This window comes from Azospirillum endophyticum (genome assembly GCF_016595245.1).
Taxonomy (GTDB): domain Bacteria; phylum Pseudomonadota; class Alphaproteobacteria; order Azospirillales; family Azospirillaceae; genus Azospirillum; species Azospirillum endophyticum.
The window spans coordinates 240,974-255,645 of record NZ_JAENHM010000044.1; the positions used below are offsets into that span (position 1 = coordinate 240,974).

14 protein-coding genes are annotated in these 14,672 nt (G+C 67.9%); 11 read left to right on the forward strand and 3 right to left on the reverse strand.

Translation table 11 applies throughout. The features are described 5' to 3' along the window. The first annotated feature begins 25 nt into the window (after positions 1–25). The 5 genes from ptsG (at position 26) to JHL17_RS14460 (ending at position 4,957) form a co-directional block, all read left to right on the forward strand. On the forward strand, positions 26–1,813 hold the full coding sequence (gene ptsG, locus JHL17_RS14440; RefSeq protein ID WP_200194175.1) for a PTS glucose transporter subunit IIBC: 1,788 nt from the start codon (positions 26–28) through the stop codon (positions 1,811–1,813). Between the two features lie 178 nt (positions 1,814–1,991). After that, complete coding sequence (locus JHL17_RS14445; protein ID WP_200194176.1) at positions 1,992–3,053, forward strand: SIS domain-containing protein; 1,062 nt, start codon at positions 1,992–1,994, stop codon at positions 3,051–3,053. Next, positions 3,053–4,213 carry an N-acetylglucosamine-6-phosphate deacetylase gene (gene nagA / locus JHL17_RS14450; RefSeq protein ID WP_200194177.1) on the forward strand — a complete coding sequence of 387 codons (1,161 nt, stop codon included), beginning with the start codon at positions 3,053–3,055 and terminating at the stop codon, positions 4,211–4,213. The genes JHL17_RS14445 and nagA overlap by 1 nt, the downstream gene beginning before the upstream one ends. A 103-nt stretch (positions 4,214–4,316) precedes the next feature. Further along, on the forward strand, positions 4,317–4,607 hold the full coding sequence (locus tag JHL17_RS14455; protein ID WP_345773814.1) for a toxin-antitoxin system TumE family protein: 291 nt from the start codon (positions 4,317–4,319) through the stop codon (positions 4,605–4,607). Then, positions 4,604–4,957: an HVO_A0114 family putative DNA-binding protein gene (locus tag JHL17_RS14460; RefSeq protein WP_200194178.1), complete on the forward strand. Its 354-nt coding sequence runs from the start codon at positions 4,604–4,606 to the stop codon at positions 4,955–4,957. Before JHL17_RS14455 ends, JHL17_RS14460 begins: the two co-directional genes overlap by 4 nt. 16 nt (positions 4,958–4,973) lie before the next feature. On the opposite strand, the gene JHL17_RS14465 is transcribed toward JHL17_RS14460, so the two are convergent. Then, positions 4,974–5,642: an HAD family hydrolase gene (locus tag JHL17_RS14465; protein WP_200194180.1), complete on the reverse strand. Its 669-nt coding sequence runs from the start codon at positions 5,640–5,642 to the stop codon at positions 4,974–4,976. Between the two features lie 50 nt (positions 5,643–5,692). Beyond that, a complete protein-coding gene (locus JHL17_RS14470) occupies positions 5,693–6,451 on the reverse strand; it encodes a GntR family transcriptional regulator (protein ID WP_200194181.1) in 759 nt (252 codons plus the stop codon). A gap of 220 nt (positions 6,452–6,671) precedes the next feature. Here JHL17_RS14470 and JHL17_RS14475 point away from each other — a divergent pair, with 220 nt between their 5' ends. Further along, complete coding sequence (locus JHL17_RS14475; RefSeq protein WP_200194182.1) at positions 6,672–7,604, forward strand: N-acetylmuramic acid 6-phosphate etherase; 933 nt, start codon at positions 6,672–6,674, stop codon at positions 7,602–7,604. A gap of 119 nt (positions 7,605–7,723) precedes the next feature. Further along, positions 7,724–9,190 carry an N-acetylglucosamine-specific PTS transporter subunit IIBC gene (gene nagE / locus JHL17_RS14480; RefSeq protein WP_200194183.1) on the forward strand — a complete coding sequence of 489 codons (1,467 nt, stop codon included), beginning with the start codon at positions 7,724–7,726 and terminating at the stop codon, positions 9,188–9,190. An 83-nt stretch (positions 9,191–9,273) separates the two neighbouring features. Here nagE and JHL17_RS14485 read toward each other — a convergent pair whose 3' ends face one another. Next, on the reverse strand, positions 9,274–10,038 hold the full coding sequence (locus JHL17_RS14485) for a GntR family transcriptional regulator (RefSeq protein WP_200194184.1): 765 nt from the start codon (positions 10,036–10,038) through the stop codon (positions 9,274–9,276). Positions 10,039–10,329: 291 nt separating this feature from the next. On the opposite strand from JHL17_RS14485, the gene JHL17_RS14490 reads away from it, so the two are divergent. The 4 genes from JHL17_RS14490 to JHL17_RS14505 all read left to right on the forward strand — a co-directional run bounded on the left by JHL17_RS14490 (position 10,330) and on the right by JHL17_RS14505 (position 14,661). After that, on the forward strand, positions 10,330–11,340 hold the full coding sequence (locus JHL17_RS14490) for an ABC transporter ATP-binding protein (RefSeq protein ID WP_200194186.1): 1,011 nt from the start codon (positions 10,330–10,332) through the stop codon (positions 11,338–11,340). 59 nt (positions 11,341–11,399) lie between these two features. Continuing rightward, the gene (locus JHL17_RS14495) at positions 11,400–12,713 is read left to right on the forward strand and encodes an ABC transporter substrate-binding protein (RefSeq protein WP_200194187.1); all 1,314 of its coding nucleotides are present in this window, start codon (positions 11,400–11,402) and stop codon (positions 12,711–12,713) included. Between the two features lie 199 nt (positions 12,714–12,912). Next, positions 12,913–13,830: an ABC transporter permease gene (locus JHL17_RS14500; RefSeq protein ID WP_200194188.1), complete on the forward strand. Its 918-nt coding sequence runs from the start codon at positions 12,913–12,915 to the stop codon at positions 13,828–13,830. A 3-nt stretch (positions 13,831–13,833) separates the two neighbouring features. Next, positions 13,834–14,661: an ABC transporter permease gene (locus tag JHL17_RS14505; RefSeq protein WP_200194189.1), complete on the forward strand. Its 828-nt coding sequence runs from the start codon at positions 13,834–13,836 to the stop codon at positions 14,659–14,661. Positions 14,662–14,672: the final 11 nt, after the last annotated feature.

Sequence of the window (14,672 nt, forward strand, 5' to 3'; positions counted from 1 at the left end):
CGCCGGACAAATTCGGAGAGCCGCCATGGCATTGAACCCTTTCGCGTTTTTACAGAAAATCGGCAAGTCGCTGATGTTGCCGGTGGCGGTCCTGCCCGTCGCCGGCCTGCTGCTGGGCATCGGCGCGGCGAATTTCGAATGGATACCGCCGCTGCTGTCGATGCTGATGAAGAATTCCGGCGATGTGATCTTCGGGAATCTTCCACTGATCTTCGCCATCGGCGTGGCGCTCGGCTACACCGAGAATGACGGCGTGTCGGCCATCGCGGCGACCATCGGCTACATGGTGGTGCTGGCGACGCTGGGCGTGATGACCGGGGTCTGGGGCATGGAGCCCAAGACCATCATGGGCATCAAGTCGATGGAAACCGGCGTGTTCGGCGGCATCCTGGCCGGCGGGCTGGCGGCGGCGATGTTCAACCGCTTCTACAAGATCACGCTGCCGGCCTATTTGGGATTCTTCGCCGGCAAGCGCTTCGTGCCGATCGTCACCGCGCTGGCCGCCATCGTGCTGGGCGTCGTGCTGTCGGTGATCTGGCCACCGGTGCAGGAGGGCATCAACAGCTTCTCGCGCTGGGCGGCGGTGAACGATCCTCGGCTGGCTGCGACCATCTACGGCTTCGTCGAACGGCTGCTGATCCCCTTCGGCCTGCACCATATCTGGAACGTGCCGTTCTTCTTCGAGATCGGGTCCTTCCAGAACGCCGCCGGCCAGATCGTCCATGGCGACATCAACCGCTATTTCGCCGGCGATCCCACCGCCGGCATCCTGTCGGGCGCCTTCCTGTTCAAGATGTTCGGCCTGCCGGCCGCGGCCATCGCCATGTGGCACACCGCCAAGCCGGAGAACCGGGTGCGGGTCGGCGGCATCATGATCTCCGCCGCGCTGACCTCCTTCCTGACCGGCATTACCGAGCCGATCGAGTTCAGCTTCCTGTTCCTGGCGCCGGTGCTGTACCTGATCCATGCGGTGCTGGCGGCGACCTCGCAGTTCATCATGAACTCGCTGGGCGCCCATATGGGCTTCACCTTCTCCCAGGGCGGCATCGACTTCGTGCTGTTCAACGCGCTGAGCCCCTATTCGCAGAAATGGTGGCTGGTGCTGATCCTGGGGCCGGTCTACGCGGCGATCTATTACGTCGTGTTCCGCTACACCATCCTGGCGCTGAACCTGAAGACGCCCGGCCGCGAGGATGCGACGGAAGAGGGTGCCACCAGCGCCGCCACCGGCAGCGAGCGGGCGCGCGACCTCGTGCTGGCCTTCGGCGGGCGGGGCAACATCAGCAACCTCGACGCCTGCATCACCCGTCTGCGCGTGGTGGTGAAGGACCCGGCCCGGGTCGACGACGGCAAGCTGCGCGGCATGGGGGCATCGGGCGTGCTGCGGGTGCGCGACAGCGTGCAGGCGGTGTTCGGCACCCTGTCGGAGAACCTGAAGACGGAGATGCAGGAGTATCTGCGCTCCGCCGGCGCGGAAGCCGACGGTCCTGCCGCCGGGTCGGCACCCGTCGCGGCGAAGCCGGTTTCCGTTGCCGCCGCAACGCCGGTTCCGACCGACCGCGCCGCCCGCCTTGCCGAGGCGTTGGGGGGGGCCGGCAACATCAAGGAACTGGCGGCCTTCGCCACCACCCGCCTGCGGGTCGAACTGACCGACGCCGGCAAGGCGAATGCCGAGGCGCTGAAGCGGGCCGGCGTGCGTGCCGTGATGGGGCTGGGCGCCAACGGCCTCGACCTGATCGTCGGCAACGACGCCGACGCACTGGCCGGGGCCATGACCGGCCTTCTGCCGGGCGGGCGGCGCGCCGCCGAATAGCCCAACACCGGTTTGGTATTCGACTGGTTCCATCATGCGGCGCGACCTTTCCGGGTCGCGTCGCTTTTCGTTTGGCCGTCGCGGCCAATGTCGTGATGAGATTTCACCAAAGGATGCTGGCCTCCGTCGCCAGAAGGTCTTACATTGGTATCTATACCAGCCAATCGCGAGCGTCGCCATGACCGATCCGGCCATTCCAGACTCCAAAGCCTCTCCCGCTACTCCCCTGATGGCAACGGAGGCAGCGGAGGCCCCCGCCGCGGTGGCGCGGCAGATCGAGCGCTGCGGCGCCGGATTTGCCGAACTGGGCGAGCGGCTGCGCCGCGATCCGCCGCGCTTCGTCGTCACCTGCGCCCGCGGCAGTTCCGACCACGCCTCGGCCTATGGCAAGTACCTGATCGAGACGCGGATCGGCCGGGCGGTGGCCTCCATCGGCCCGTCGATCGCGTCCGTCTATGGCGGGGGCCTAAGCCTGGAGGGCGCGTTGTTCGTCGCCGTCTCGCAGTCGGGGCGCAGCCCGGACCTGCTGCGCCTGGTCGAGGCGGCAAAGGCCGGCGGCGCGCTGGTGGTCGGATTCGTCAATGCCGAGGACTCGCCGCTGGCGGCGATGTGCGACCATTTCCTGCCGCTGTCGGCCGGGCCGGAGCGCAGCGTCGCCGCGACCAAGTCCTGCATCGCCTCGCTCGCCGCCTATCTGCAGCTGGTGGCGCATTGGCAGGACGACCCGGTGCTGAAGGCGACGCTGGCCGCCCTGCCCGACACGCTGGAGGCGGCGAAGGGGCTGGACTGGAAGCCGGCGTTGATGCCGCTCGCCACGGCACGGTCTCTTTACGTGTTGGGGCGCGGGGTCGGCTTCGGCGCGGCGCTGGAGATGGCGCTGAAGTTCAAGGAGACCTGCCGCCTGCATGCCGAGGCCTTCAGCGCGGCGGAGGTCATCCACGGCCCGCTGGCACTGGTCGGCCCCGGTTTCCCGGTGCTGGCCCTGACCCAGGCCGACGCGGCGGAACCGCACACCCGCGCAGTGTTGGAGCGCATCGCCGGGCTGGGCGCCGCGATCGCCACCACCGAAGCCGGGCTTGCGGGAACCACGCTGCTGCCCAGCCTGCCGGGGATCGCGCCGGAGGCGGCGCCGCTGGCGGCGTTGCAGAGCTTCTATGGCGCGGTCTATGAACTGGCGCTGGCCCGCGGCATCGACCCGGACAGCCCGCCCAACCTTGCCAAAGTGACGAAGACCGTCTGATGCGACAGCTCCTGACCGGCGCCCGGATTTTCACGGGCGAGACCATCCTCGACGGCCGCAGCCTGCTGGTCGGCGATGGCCGCATCCTCGACATCGTCGCCCCCGGCCGCACTCCGCCGGAGGTCGTCCGGACGGTGGCGCTGGAGGCGGGCGACCTGCTGGCCCCCGGCTTCCTCGACATCCAGGTCAATGGCGGCGGCGGCGTGCTGTTCAACGAAAAGCCGACACCTGAGGGGGCGCTCGCCATCGCCGCGGCGCACCGGCGGTTCGGCACCACCGGGCTGCTGCCGACCATCATCACCGACACCCCCGACCGCCATCGTGCCGCCGCAGGGGCCGCGGTGAAGGCGGCGGCGCAGCCGGGCAGCGGCGTGCTCGGCATCCATTTCGAAGGTCCCTTCATCAGCCCGCAGCGGGTGGGCGCCCACGACCCGCGCTTCGTCCGCGCGCCGGACGAGGATGATCTCGCCTTCATCGGCGGTCTGCCGGCGCGGATGCCGGGCGGGCGGGTGCTGCTGACGCTGGCGCCGGAATGCGTGGAGGATGCGGCGCTGTCGCGGCTGATGGCGGCCGGGGTGATCCTGTCGGTCGGCCACACCATGGCGAGCGCCGAGCGGGTGGTCGAGGCCTTCGATCTCGGCGTGCGCGGGGTGACCCACCTCTACAACGCCATGCCCGGGATCGCCAACCGCCAGCCCGGACCGGCGGGTGCGGCGCTGGGCGATGGGCGGCCCTGGTGCGGGTTGATCGCCGACGGGCACCATGTCCATCCGCTGATGATGCGCGCGGCGCTGGCCGCCCGGCCGCGGGGCCGGATGATGCTGGTGACCGACGCCATGCCGCCGACCGGCACCGACGCGGATCGCTTCGAGCTGAACGGCCGGACGATCTACCGGCGCGACGGGCGGCTGGTGCTGGCCGACGGCACACTGGCCGGGGCCGATCTGGACATGGTGACGGCGGTCCGCAACGCCGGGACGCTGATCGGTCTGCCGCTGGAGGAGTCGCTGCGGATGGCGTCGCTCTATCCGGCGGAGTTTTTGGGGATGGCCGATGAGCGGGGACGGATCGCGCCGGGCTGGCGGGCGGATCTGGTGCTGTTGCGGCCGGATTTGACGGTGAAGGGGACCTGGGTGGAAGGGGAGTGGCGGGGCGCGTGAGGCAGCGGAACCGGCATCTTCCCAATCCATGATTATGGCATTTGACGTCATATGCCATCTCATGCCATGATCGACCGTCTTATTGACGGGGATACTCTGCTCCGTGGCAAAAGCTGAACTGCTCTTCAAAGAGCGCCGGGAGTTGGCCGGAGGCTCCGTCATGGAAGTGAAGATTTGGAGGGTTCCGACCCCTGTTCCGCCATCCGAACACTCGCTCAAATATTCGCTCGTTTATATCGTCAATGGCGAGCGGATGATCGGTTATGACAATGAACGGGGCAAGGGCGACCATCGGCATTATGGGCTGCGCGAGGAGTCTTATCGCTTCACCTCGCCAGAGCAGTTGATCACGGACTTTCTGGCCGACGTCAAAGCAGCGGGAGGCGATGTATGAGCGACCTACAGATCCATGTCGGCGATACGTCCGAGGACTTCGCCGGCCGCTTTGCGGATGCGTGGCGCCGGGCCGAACGCGGAGAGGCAGTTAATGAGCGGCACCTGTCCTTCGACAGCTTCGAGACGCTGGCCCGCGCGCTGACGCCAAGGCGGCTGGACTTGCTTCGGCATCTGCACCGGGCGCCTGCCGTCAGCATCAACGCGCTTGCCAAGGCGGTAGGCCGCGATTACCGCCGCGTTCATGAGGATGTCGAGGCGCTGGTCGCCGCCGGCCTTGTCGATCGTGAGGAAGGCGGCACCGGGCTGACCGCGCCATACGACGTGATCTCCACCCGGATCGCCCTGTAGGACCGCTCGGGTCCACTTATCGCTCTACCGCCACGATCTCCAATCCGTCCTCGTCCACCCGCACCCGCAGTGCCGTCAGGTCGGGCAGGCATAAATTGCCGTCGAGTTCATGCACGGGAAGCGTCGTGGTCAGCGCGATCACCCAGGAACCGGCGGCATGGCCCGCTTCCAGCCCCGCCGGAGCGTCCTCGAACACCACGGTTTCGCGCGGATCGAAGCCCAGCTTCTCGGCGGCGGTGCGGTAGCCTTCGGGGTGGGGCTTGCCGTGGGTGACCATGTCGGCGCCGATCAGCAGATCGGGCAAGGGCAGGCCGGCCTGGGCGATGCGCTTTCTCGCCATGTCATGCGGGGCGGAGGTGACCACCGCCCAACGGTGGCGCGGCAGCGATTGCAGAAGCTCCAGCGCGCCGGGGACGGCGCGCACCCCTTCGGTGTCGCTGGTGTAGCATTCTTCGACCAGACGCACCTCCTCGTCAATGTCGGCACCGGCGGGGGCGAAGCGGCGGACGGTCTCGATGCTGCGGACGCCGTGGCAGACGGCCAGGATGGCTTCGGGATCCAGGTCGTGCCGCGCGGCCCAGCTGCGCCAGGAGCGCTCCACCGGACCCTTGGTGTCGATCAGGGTGCCGTCCATGTCGAACAGGATGGCGCGGACACGGAACGGGGTATCAAGGGCAGGCTTCATCGCGCGCTCTCGTCAGGATTTTTTCGTGGGAAGGAACGGTCCGGAAAGGATCAGACCAGGGACAGCTCCACGACGAAGTCATAGGCGTCGCCGCGGTAGTGGGAACGGACGAACTCCAGCGGGGTCCCGTTCTCCAGGAAGGTGCGGCGCTCAATGTAGAGGGCGGGCGCGCCGTCCGGAACCCCCAGAAGCGTCGCCTGGTCCGACGGCAGGCGAATGGCAGACAAGCGTTGCAGTGCTCTGAAGGGCGGATGGCCGCGCCCGCGCAGCGTCTCGTACAGCGATCCCTGCACAAGGTCCGGGTCGGGCAGGACGCTGGTCGGGAGCGCGCTGAGTTCGATGGCCAACGGGGTGCCGTCGGCCAGACGCAGCCGGTGCAACCGAACCACCTCCGCCCCCGGCCGCAGGCCGAGCGCCATCGCCTCCTCCGGCGTCGCCGTGGCGACGGACCGGCTCAGCCAGCGTGAATCCGGCTTCAGCCCCCGCCCGCCGATGTCCTCGGTGAAGCTGGTCAGGGCCGACAGCCGCTGTTCCACATGCGGGCTGCGGTTGATGAAGGTACCGGCCCCCTGGCGCTGGTGCAGCAGCCCCTCCGCGATCAGTTCGCGCAGGGCCTTGCGCACGGTGACGCGCGACACGCCGAAGGTTTCCGCCAGTTCCCGCTCGCCGGGCAGGGCGTCCTGGTCGGTCAGCCGGCCTTCGACGATCAACGTCCGCAGATGCCGCGCCAACTGCAGATAGAGCGGCAGGGGCAGGGCGTCCGACAGGGCGGTCGGGTCGAACGGGGCCGCGGAGGCGGCGGTGGACATCGGCAACCACTCCAGTGCTCCAGGGGCGGCATGATACCACTGAAAGGCCTCTGGGCAACAGCGGCCAAGCGGCGGGTAAAGCGAGCGAACGACTACAACCAGTTTCAGATTGCGGAATGTTCGGATTTTGGTATTCTGCGCATACAGTCCAATCTAATACCACCAACACAGACACACCGAGTTCCGGGCCGATGCCCGGATCGGGAGCGGAGCCGGAACTATGTCGGGCGGCACGGAAGATGCGGCGAACCGGTACAGCCGGCTGGACGTGTGGCCGGCCGCCGAACTGATGACGGCCCTGTGGGAGGGACAGACGCGGGCGCTCGCCGCCTGCGCACCGGCGCTGCCGTCCGTTGCCGCCGCCGTGGAGGCCGCAGCGGCTCGACTGTCCGGCGGGCGCGGACGGCTGGTCTATGCCGGCGCCGGATCCTCGGCCATGGTGGCGGCGCTCGACGGGCTCGATCTCGGGCCGACCTTCGACTGGCCGGCCGGGCGGCTGGTGCTGCTGATCGCCGGCGGACTCGACCTGTCGCGCGGACTGGCCGGGGCGGCGGAGGATGACGAGGAGGCCGGCCGTGCCGATGCCGGGCGGGCGGGGATTTCCGGGACCGATGTCGTCGTCGGGCTGTCGGCCAGCGGCGCCAGCGCCTACACCGTCGGCGTCCTGCGCGCGGCGCGGGAGGCGGGGGCGCTGACCATGGGCATCGCCAGCAGCGCCGGCTCCCCCCTGCTTGACGCGGTGGAGCATCCGGTGCTGACCGTGACGGGGGCGGAGGTGATCGCCGGCTCCACCCGGCTCGGCGCCGGAACCGCGCAGAAGGTGGTGCTGAACCTGTTCTCGACCGGCGTCATGACGGCGCTCGGCAATGTCTACGACAACCTGATGATCAATGTCCGGCCGGAGAACGCCAAGCTCCGCCGCCGCTGCACCGCCATGGTCGCCCGCATCGCCGACGTCGACGAGACGGCGGCCGGCACCGCGTTGGAACGGCATGGCGACGTGCGCCGTGCCGTGCTGGGGCTGGCCGGGCTGGAGGCGGACGACATCGACCGGCTGCTGGTGGAGACCGGCGGCAATCTGCGTCGGGCGATGGAACGGGCGAAGTCCCTCGTGACGTACCCCGCAACGCCCGGCGCAGCGAAGAAGACCTGAAGCGAAAAAGACCTGTCGGGCAGCGGCGCTTGGGGAGGCGCCCCGCCGCCCGACGACCGACCACCATGTCGGCCCGGCACCCCGTGAGGCCGGAGCCTGTTTCATTGGGAGACGTCCGAATGTCTGCTGAACGTTTGCCGGGCGACCGTTTTTCGGGCGTCCAGAGGCTGGGGCGGGCGCTGATGCTGCCGATCGCCGTGCTGCCCATCGCCGGGCTGCTGCTGCGCATCGGCCAGCCCGACCTGCTGAACATCGCCTTCATCGCCGCGGCGGGCGACGCCGTCTTCTCCAACCTGGGCGTCCTGTTCGCCGTCGGCATCGCCATCGGCTTCGCCCGTGAGAACCACGGGGCGGCCGGTCTGGCCGGCGCCGTGGGCTATTTCGTGGCGGTGAAGGGCGCCGTGGTGCTGAGCGGCGTCGCGCCCGAACTGGTGGCGAAGATGTCGAGCCGCATCAGCATCCCGGTCGGTATCCTGATCGGCATCATCGCCGGCCAGCTCTACAACAGATACAAGGACATCAAGCTGCCGGACTATCTCGCCTTCTTCGGCGGGCGGCGCTTCGTGCCCATCGTCACCGGCCTGGCGGCGCTGGGGATCGCGCTGGTCTTCGGCTATGGCTGGCCGGTCGTCGATTCCGGCCTGACCGCGCTGACCACCGGTGTGCTCGGCCTGGGCGAGTTCGGCCTGTTCCTCTACGGCGTGCTGAACCGCATCCTGATCATCACCGGCCTGCACCACATCATCAACAACATCGCCTGGTTCCTGCTGGGCGACTACCAGGGCGTCACCGGCGACCTGAACCGCTTCTTCAAGGGCGATCCGACGGCCGGCGCCTTCATGGCCGGCTTCTTCCCGGTGATGATGTTCGGCCTGCCCGCCGCCTGCCTCGCCATGTACCACACCGCCAAGCCGGAGAACCGCGCGGCGGTCGGCGGCGTGCTGCTGTCGATGGCGCTGACCGCCTTCCTGACCGGGGTGACCGAGCCGGTGGAATTCGCCTTCATCTTCCTGGCACCGGTGCTGTTCGCCGTCCATGCCGTGCTGACCGGCCTGTCGATGGTGCTGATGGACGTGCTGAACGTGAAGCTGGGATTCGGCTTCTCGGCCGGGCTGTTCGACTATGTGCTGAACTACGGCAAGGCGACCAACCCGATCCTGCTGCTGCCGATCGGTGCCGCTTATTTCGCCATCTATTACGGGCTGTTCCGCTTCGTCATCCAGCGCTTCGACCTGAAGACGCTGGGCCGCGACGACATCGCCATTCCCGCCGGGCAAGCGCCGGCCGGCGCCGGTGTCCGGGTCCCCGCCCCCGGGCTTGCGCCGGTCAGCGACCGGGCCGGCGCCTATGTCGCCGCGCTCGGCGGCGCCGGCAACCTGCGGTCGGTCGAGGCCTGCACCACCCGCCTGCGCCTGAACGTCGCCGACGCCAGCCGGGTGAACGAGGTGGAGCTGAAACGGATCGGCGCCCGCGGCGTGGTGAAGCCGTCGGCCAATTCGGTCCAGGTGATCGTCGGTCCGATCGCCGACCAGCTGGCCGGCGAGATCCAGGATTCGCTGAACGCGTCGGCGGGTGTGCGGGTCTGATCGCAGGCACCCTGGCCTCGACATAGGAAAGCCCCGGCTCCTCGCGGAACCGGGGCTTTCCGCATTTCGGGATCTCCGTGCCGTCAGGCCGTTTCCGGTTCGTCGGCGAAGATCGCCTTCAGATCGATGCGGGCGTCGGTCTTCGCCTCCAGATCCAGTTGGCGCTCGACCTCGTCCAGATGATCGATCATCAGCGCGGTCGCCTCGCCCGGCCGGTTGTTGATCAGCGCGGCGATCAGGCGGCGGTGATCGCCGGCGGAGCAGGTGTGCGACGACCGCCGTTCGAACGCCGCGATGGCGAGGCTGGAGCGGTCGATCAGGTCGGTCAGGATGCCGGACAGCGTCGCGTTGCCGGCGAATTCGGCCAGCAGCAGATGGAAATGGCCGGACAGCCGGATCATCGCCTTGCGGTCGCCATCCCGCTCCGCCGCATCCTCCAACGCTCCATGGTCGCGCAGCCTCGCCAGCAGGTCGGCGGGCAGGGGGCGGGGCAGGCGTTCGAGCCGCTCCATGATCGCGCGTTCGATGATGTGCCGCGCCTCGAACACCTCGCGCGCCTCTTTCGGCGTCGGCTTCGCGACGAAGGCGCCGCGGTTGGGGATCAGCGTCACCACCCGCCGCTGCGCCAGCAGAAGCAGCACCTTGCGCACCCGCTCGCGGCTGACGCCGAAGGCTTCGGCCAGGCTTTCCTCCGTCAGCTTGGTGCCGGGCGGCAGGCGGCGGTCGGCGATGGCCTCCCCGATGCTGCGGACGATGCGGGCTTCGGCGCCGCTGCGGGTGCCGGTGCGGGTGCCGGTGCGGGCGCGGGGTTCGCGGCGGGGCGTCTTGGCGGAAGAGGCGGTCGTCATGGACGGAGGGGGTGCTTTTGTCGGTGTGCGGGAGATGCACCGAAGATTGTGCACAAAGCGGGCCAGCAGGGAAGCCGCAATCGGTTGGGCGGCGCGATGATGATCGCCGCAGCCGGGACTGCCCAAATCGGCATCATCACGCCGAATGTCTGCACAATTGCCGATCCAATGCGCTGAAGCTGTCCGCAAATCCGGCCGCTTTGCGCCATCCAGCCGCTGGCACGCAACATGCAGAAAGCTAACCGGTCACAAACGAGCGCATGGATTGTTCACAATTCTGGAGGCCCTTCGATGACGGCAGGTTCGACGGTCGAGCTGGTGAAGCTGCGCAAGGCCTATGGCGCGACCGTCGCGGTGGACGGCATCGACCTCAGGATCGCCGCCGGTTCCTATTGCTGCCTGCTGGGGCCGAGCGGCTGCGGCAAGACCTCCACCCTGCGGATGATCGCCGGGCACGAGGACATCACCGACGGCGACCTGCTGATCGGCGACGCGGTGGTGAACGACGATCCGCCGGCCAAGCGCGGCACGGCGATGATGTTCCAGAGCTACGCCCTGTTCCCGCATCTGGACTGCACCGACAACGTCGCCTTCAGCCTGAAGATGAAGGGGGTGCCGAAGGAAGAGCGGCGGCGGCGGGCCGGTGAGATGCTCGACCTCGTCGACATGGGCAAATATGCCGGCCGCCTGCCGTCGCAGCTGTCGGGCGGCCAGCAGCAGCGCGTGGCGCTGGCCCGCGCGCTGATCACCCGGCCGGGCGTGCTGCTGCTGGACGAACCGCTGTCGGCGCTCGACCCCTTCCTGCGCGTGCGCATGCGGGAGGAGCTGAAGCGCCTGCACCGCGACATCGGCATCACCTTCATCCACGTCACCCACAGCCAGACCGAGGCGATGGCGCTGGCCGATCTCGCCGTGGTGATGAACCAGGGCCGCATCGAGCAAGCCGGGCCGCCGCGCGAGCTGTTCAACCAGCCGCGCACCGCCTTCGTCGCCCGCTTCATCGGCGGGCACAACGTGATCGAAGGCGGCGCGATCGGGGGCACGGACGCCGGCCGTTGCGCCGTGCGCACCGACCGCATCCAATTGGGCGGGGCCGATCTGCCAACCGATATCCAGGTCGAGGGGACGGTGCGGTCGCTGGAGTATCACGGCGCGTCCGTTCATCTCAGCCTCGACGTCGCCGGCGCCGACGAGTTTGCCGTCGTGCTGGACGAGGCCCGCTATTTCGACGCGCCGGTCGGCGTGGGCGACCGCGTGCGCGCCGGCTGGGGCCGGCGGGACGTCCACCCGCTGCTGGCCTGACCATTTCCCCCAAAAGCGCTCATCAAAAACAAACAGACGAACAGACTGGAGGCTCAGCGATGACCGACACCCGTGCTCCTTCGAAGTCCGCGACGCCGTCGGCCGGCGTCAGCCGCCGCACCCTGCTGAAGGGCACCGCCGCCGTGGCCGGCGCCGCCGTCGGCTCCGGCGCCATCACCGGCTTCCCGACCATCTGGGCGCAGAACATCAAGAACGTCACGCTGCGCCAGTTCGGCACCGGCGTGTCGAACCTGAACGCCGTCGCCGATAAGGTGAAGGAGGATCTGGGCTTCACCCTGCAGATGACGGCGCTCGATTCCGATGCGGTGACGCAGCGCGCGGTGACCCAGCCGAAATCCTACGACATCGCCGACATCGAATACTGGATCGGCAAGAAGGTGTTCCCGGCCGGCGTCATGCAGCCGATGGAGGTCAAGAAGATCAAGAACTTCGACAAGATCGTCCCGATCTTCATCACCGGCAAGCTGACGCCGGACAGCGCCATCGCCCAGGGCACCGCCCCCCATACCGTCGGCTTCGTCGAAAGCAAGGACAGCACCAAGTTCGCCAAGGCGCCGACCGACTGGATGACGCTGATCCCGACCATCTACAACGCCGACACGCTGGGTATCCGCCCCGATCTGGTCGGCCGGCCGATCTCCAGCTGGAAGGACCTGCTCGACCCCGCCTTCAAGGGCAAGGCGTCGCTGCTGAACATCCCGTCGATCGGCATCATGGATGCCGCCATGGTCTGCGAGGCGATGGGCGAGGTCAAGTACGGCGACAAGGGCAACATGACCAAGGAGGAGATCGACAAGACCCTCAAGATCATGACCGACGCCAAGAAGGCCGGCCAGTTCCGCGCCTTCTGGAAGACCTTCGACGAGAGCGTCAACCTGATGTCGTCGGGCGAGGTCATCATCCAGTCGATGTGGTCGCCGGCCGTCGCCGCCGTGCGCGCCAAGGGCATCCAGTGCGTTTACCAGCCGCTGAAGGAGGGCTATCGCGCCTGGGGCGGCGGTCTCGGCATCGCCAAGCATCTGAGCGGTCTGGAGCTGGAGGCGGCCTACGAATACATCAACTGGTACCTGTCGGGCTGGGTCGGCGCCTATCTGAATCGCCAGGGCTATTATTCGGCGGTGCTCGACACCGCCAAGCAGCACATGTCGCCGGAGGAATGGGCCTTCTGGATGGAAGGCCAGCCGGCCAAGGCCGACATCCTCAGCCCCGAGGGCAAGGTGATGGAGAAGGCCGGCGCCGTGCGCGACGGCGGGTCGTTCCAGGACCGCATGGGCCGCGTCGCCTGCTGGAACGCGGTGATGGACGAGGACCGCTACATGGTCCGCAAGTGGAACGAGTTCATCGCGGCGTAGTCGTAGTTCCCTCTCCCGTCCCGGGAGAGGGAAGGGGCCCATGCGGAGCATGGGAAGGGTGAGGGGTGATCCAAGGAACCATACGGCTTTGGATTCTTGTGCTTCCCCTCACCCTCCCCGCCTTCGGCGGGTCCCCTCCCTCTCCCGGGGCGGGAGAGGGCGATAGTGGCCCAATCATCCAACCCGCAGGACCCCGCCCATGACCCTGACCGCCGAAACGTCCCGACCGTCCGCCACGGCCGCCGCCGGCAGGGCACGGCGCGTCCGTTTGGCTCCGCGCCTCGCCCCCTATCTCCAGGCGGCGCCGCTGACCGTCACGCTGCTGCTGTTCCTGCTGGTGCCGATCCTGACCATCGTCGTCGTCAGCTTCTGGGACTACGACAGCGTCCGCTTCTACCCGGACTTCGTGCTGACCAACTACACGGAACTGCTGACCTCTCCGGTCACCTGGAAGACCTACCTGAACACGCTGAAATACGCGGCGCTGAGCTGGGCGATAACCCTCGGGATCGGCTTCACGGTCGCCTATTTCCTGGCCTTCCATGTGCGGTCCACCACTTGGCAGATGCTGCTGTTCCTGGTCTGCACCATCCCGTTCTGGACCTCCAACATCATCCGCATGATCTCGTGGATCCCGTTCCTGGGGCGCAACGGGCTGCTGAATTCCGGGCTGATCTCCGCCGGGATCATCGACCGGCCGCTGGAGTTCCTGCTGTTCTCCGACTTCTCGGTCGTGCTGGCCTTCGTCCACCTCTATGCGCTGTTCATGGTGGTGCCGATCTTCAATTCGATGATGCGCATCGACCGCGCTCTGATCGAGGCGGCGCGCGACGGCGGTGCCAGCGCGGTGCAGACGCTGTGGAACGTCATCCTGCCGCTGAGCAAGCCCGGCATCGCCATCGGCTCCATCTTCGTCGTCACGCTGGTGATGGGAGACTTCATCACCGTGCGGCTGATGAGCGGCGGGCAGAGCGCCTCCATCGGGCTGATGATCGCCAACGAGATCTCGCTGCTGCAATACCCGGCCGCTGCCGCCAACGCGGTGGTCCTGCTGGCCGTCGTCCTGATCATGGTGGTGGCGATGCTGCGCGTCGTCGACATCCGCAAGGAGCTGTGAGTGATGAACACCTCCCGCCGCGGCCTGTCCTTCTACCTGCTGGGCGCCTTCTTCGCGCTGTTCGTGCTGTTCCTCTACGGCCCGACCGCGACCATCCTGGTGCTGTCCTTCCAGGGGCCGGAAGGCGGCCTGACTTTCCCGATGAACGGGGTGTCGCTGCACTGGTTCCGCAACCTGTTCGAACAGCAGGCGGTGGGCGATTTCGGCGGTTCGTTCCGGCGGTCCATCGCGCTGGGGCTGATGGTGATGGTGCTGACCGTGCTGTTTTCGGTGCTGGCCGGCTTCGCCTTCCGCCGCCGCTTCCGCGGCAGCGGCGCCCTGTTCTACCTGGCCATCGCCAGCCTGATCGTGCCGTCGATCCTGGTCAGCCTGGGCATCGGCCTGTTCTTCAACATCCTGGGGCTGGAGCCGGCCTGGTATAGCTCGGCATTGGGCGCGCATCTGACCTGGACGCTGCCCTTCGGCCTGCTGATCGTCTTCGCCATCTTCAACCGCTTCAACCCGGCCTATGAGGAGGCGGCGCGCGACCTTGGCGCCACGCCCTGGCAGACGGTGCGCCATGTCGTGCTGCCGATCCTGCTGCCCAGCCTGATCGGCGTCGGGCTGTTCGGCTTCACCCTGTCCTACGACGAGTTCGCCCGCACGCTGATGACCGCCGGCAGCTTCAACACGCTGCCGCTGGAGATCTACGGCATGACCACCAACGTCACCACGCCGGTGCTGTATGCGCTGGGGTCGCTGACGACGGTCTTCTCCTTCACCGTGATCGGCCTGTTCCTGCTCGGCCTGATCGCGCTGCGCCGCCATCGCCTGCGCCGAAGCAGCCGATAAGGATTTCCGAG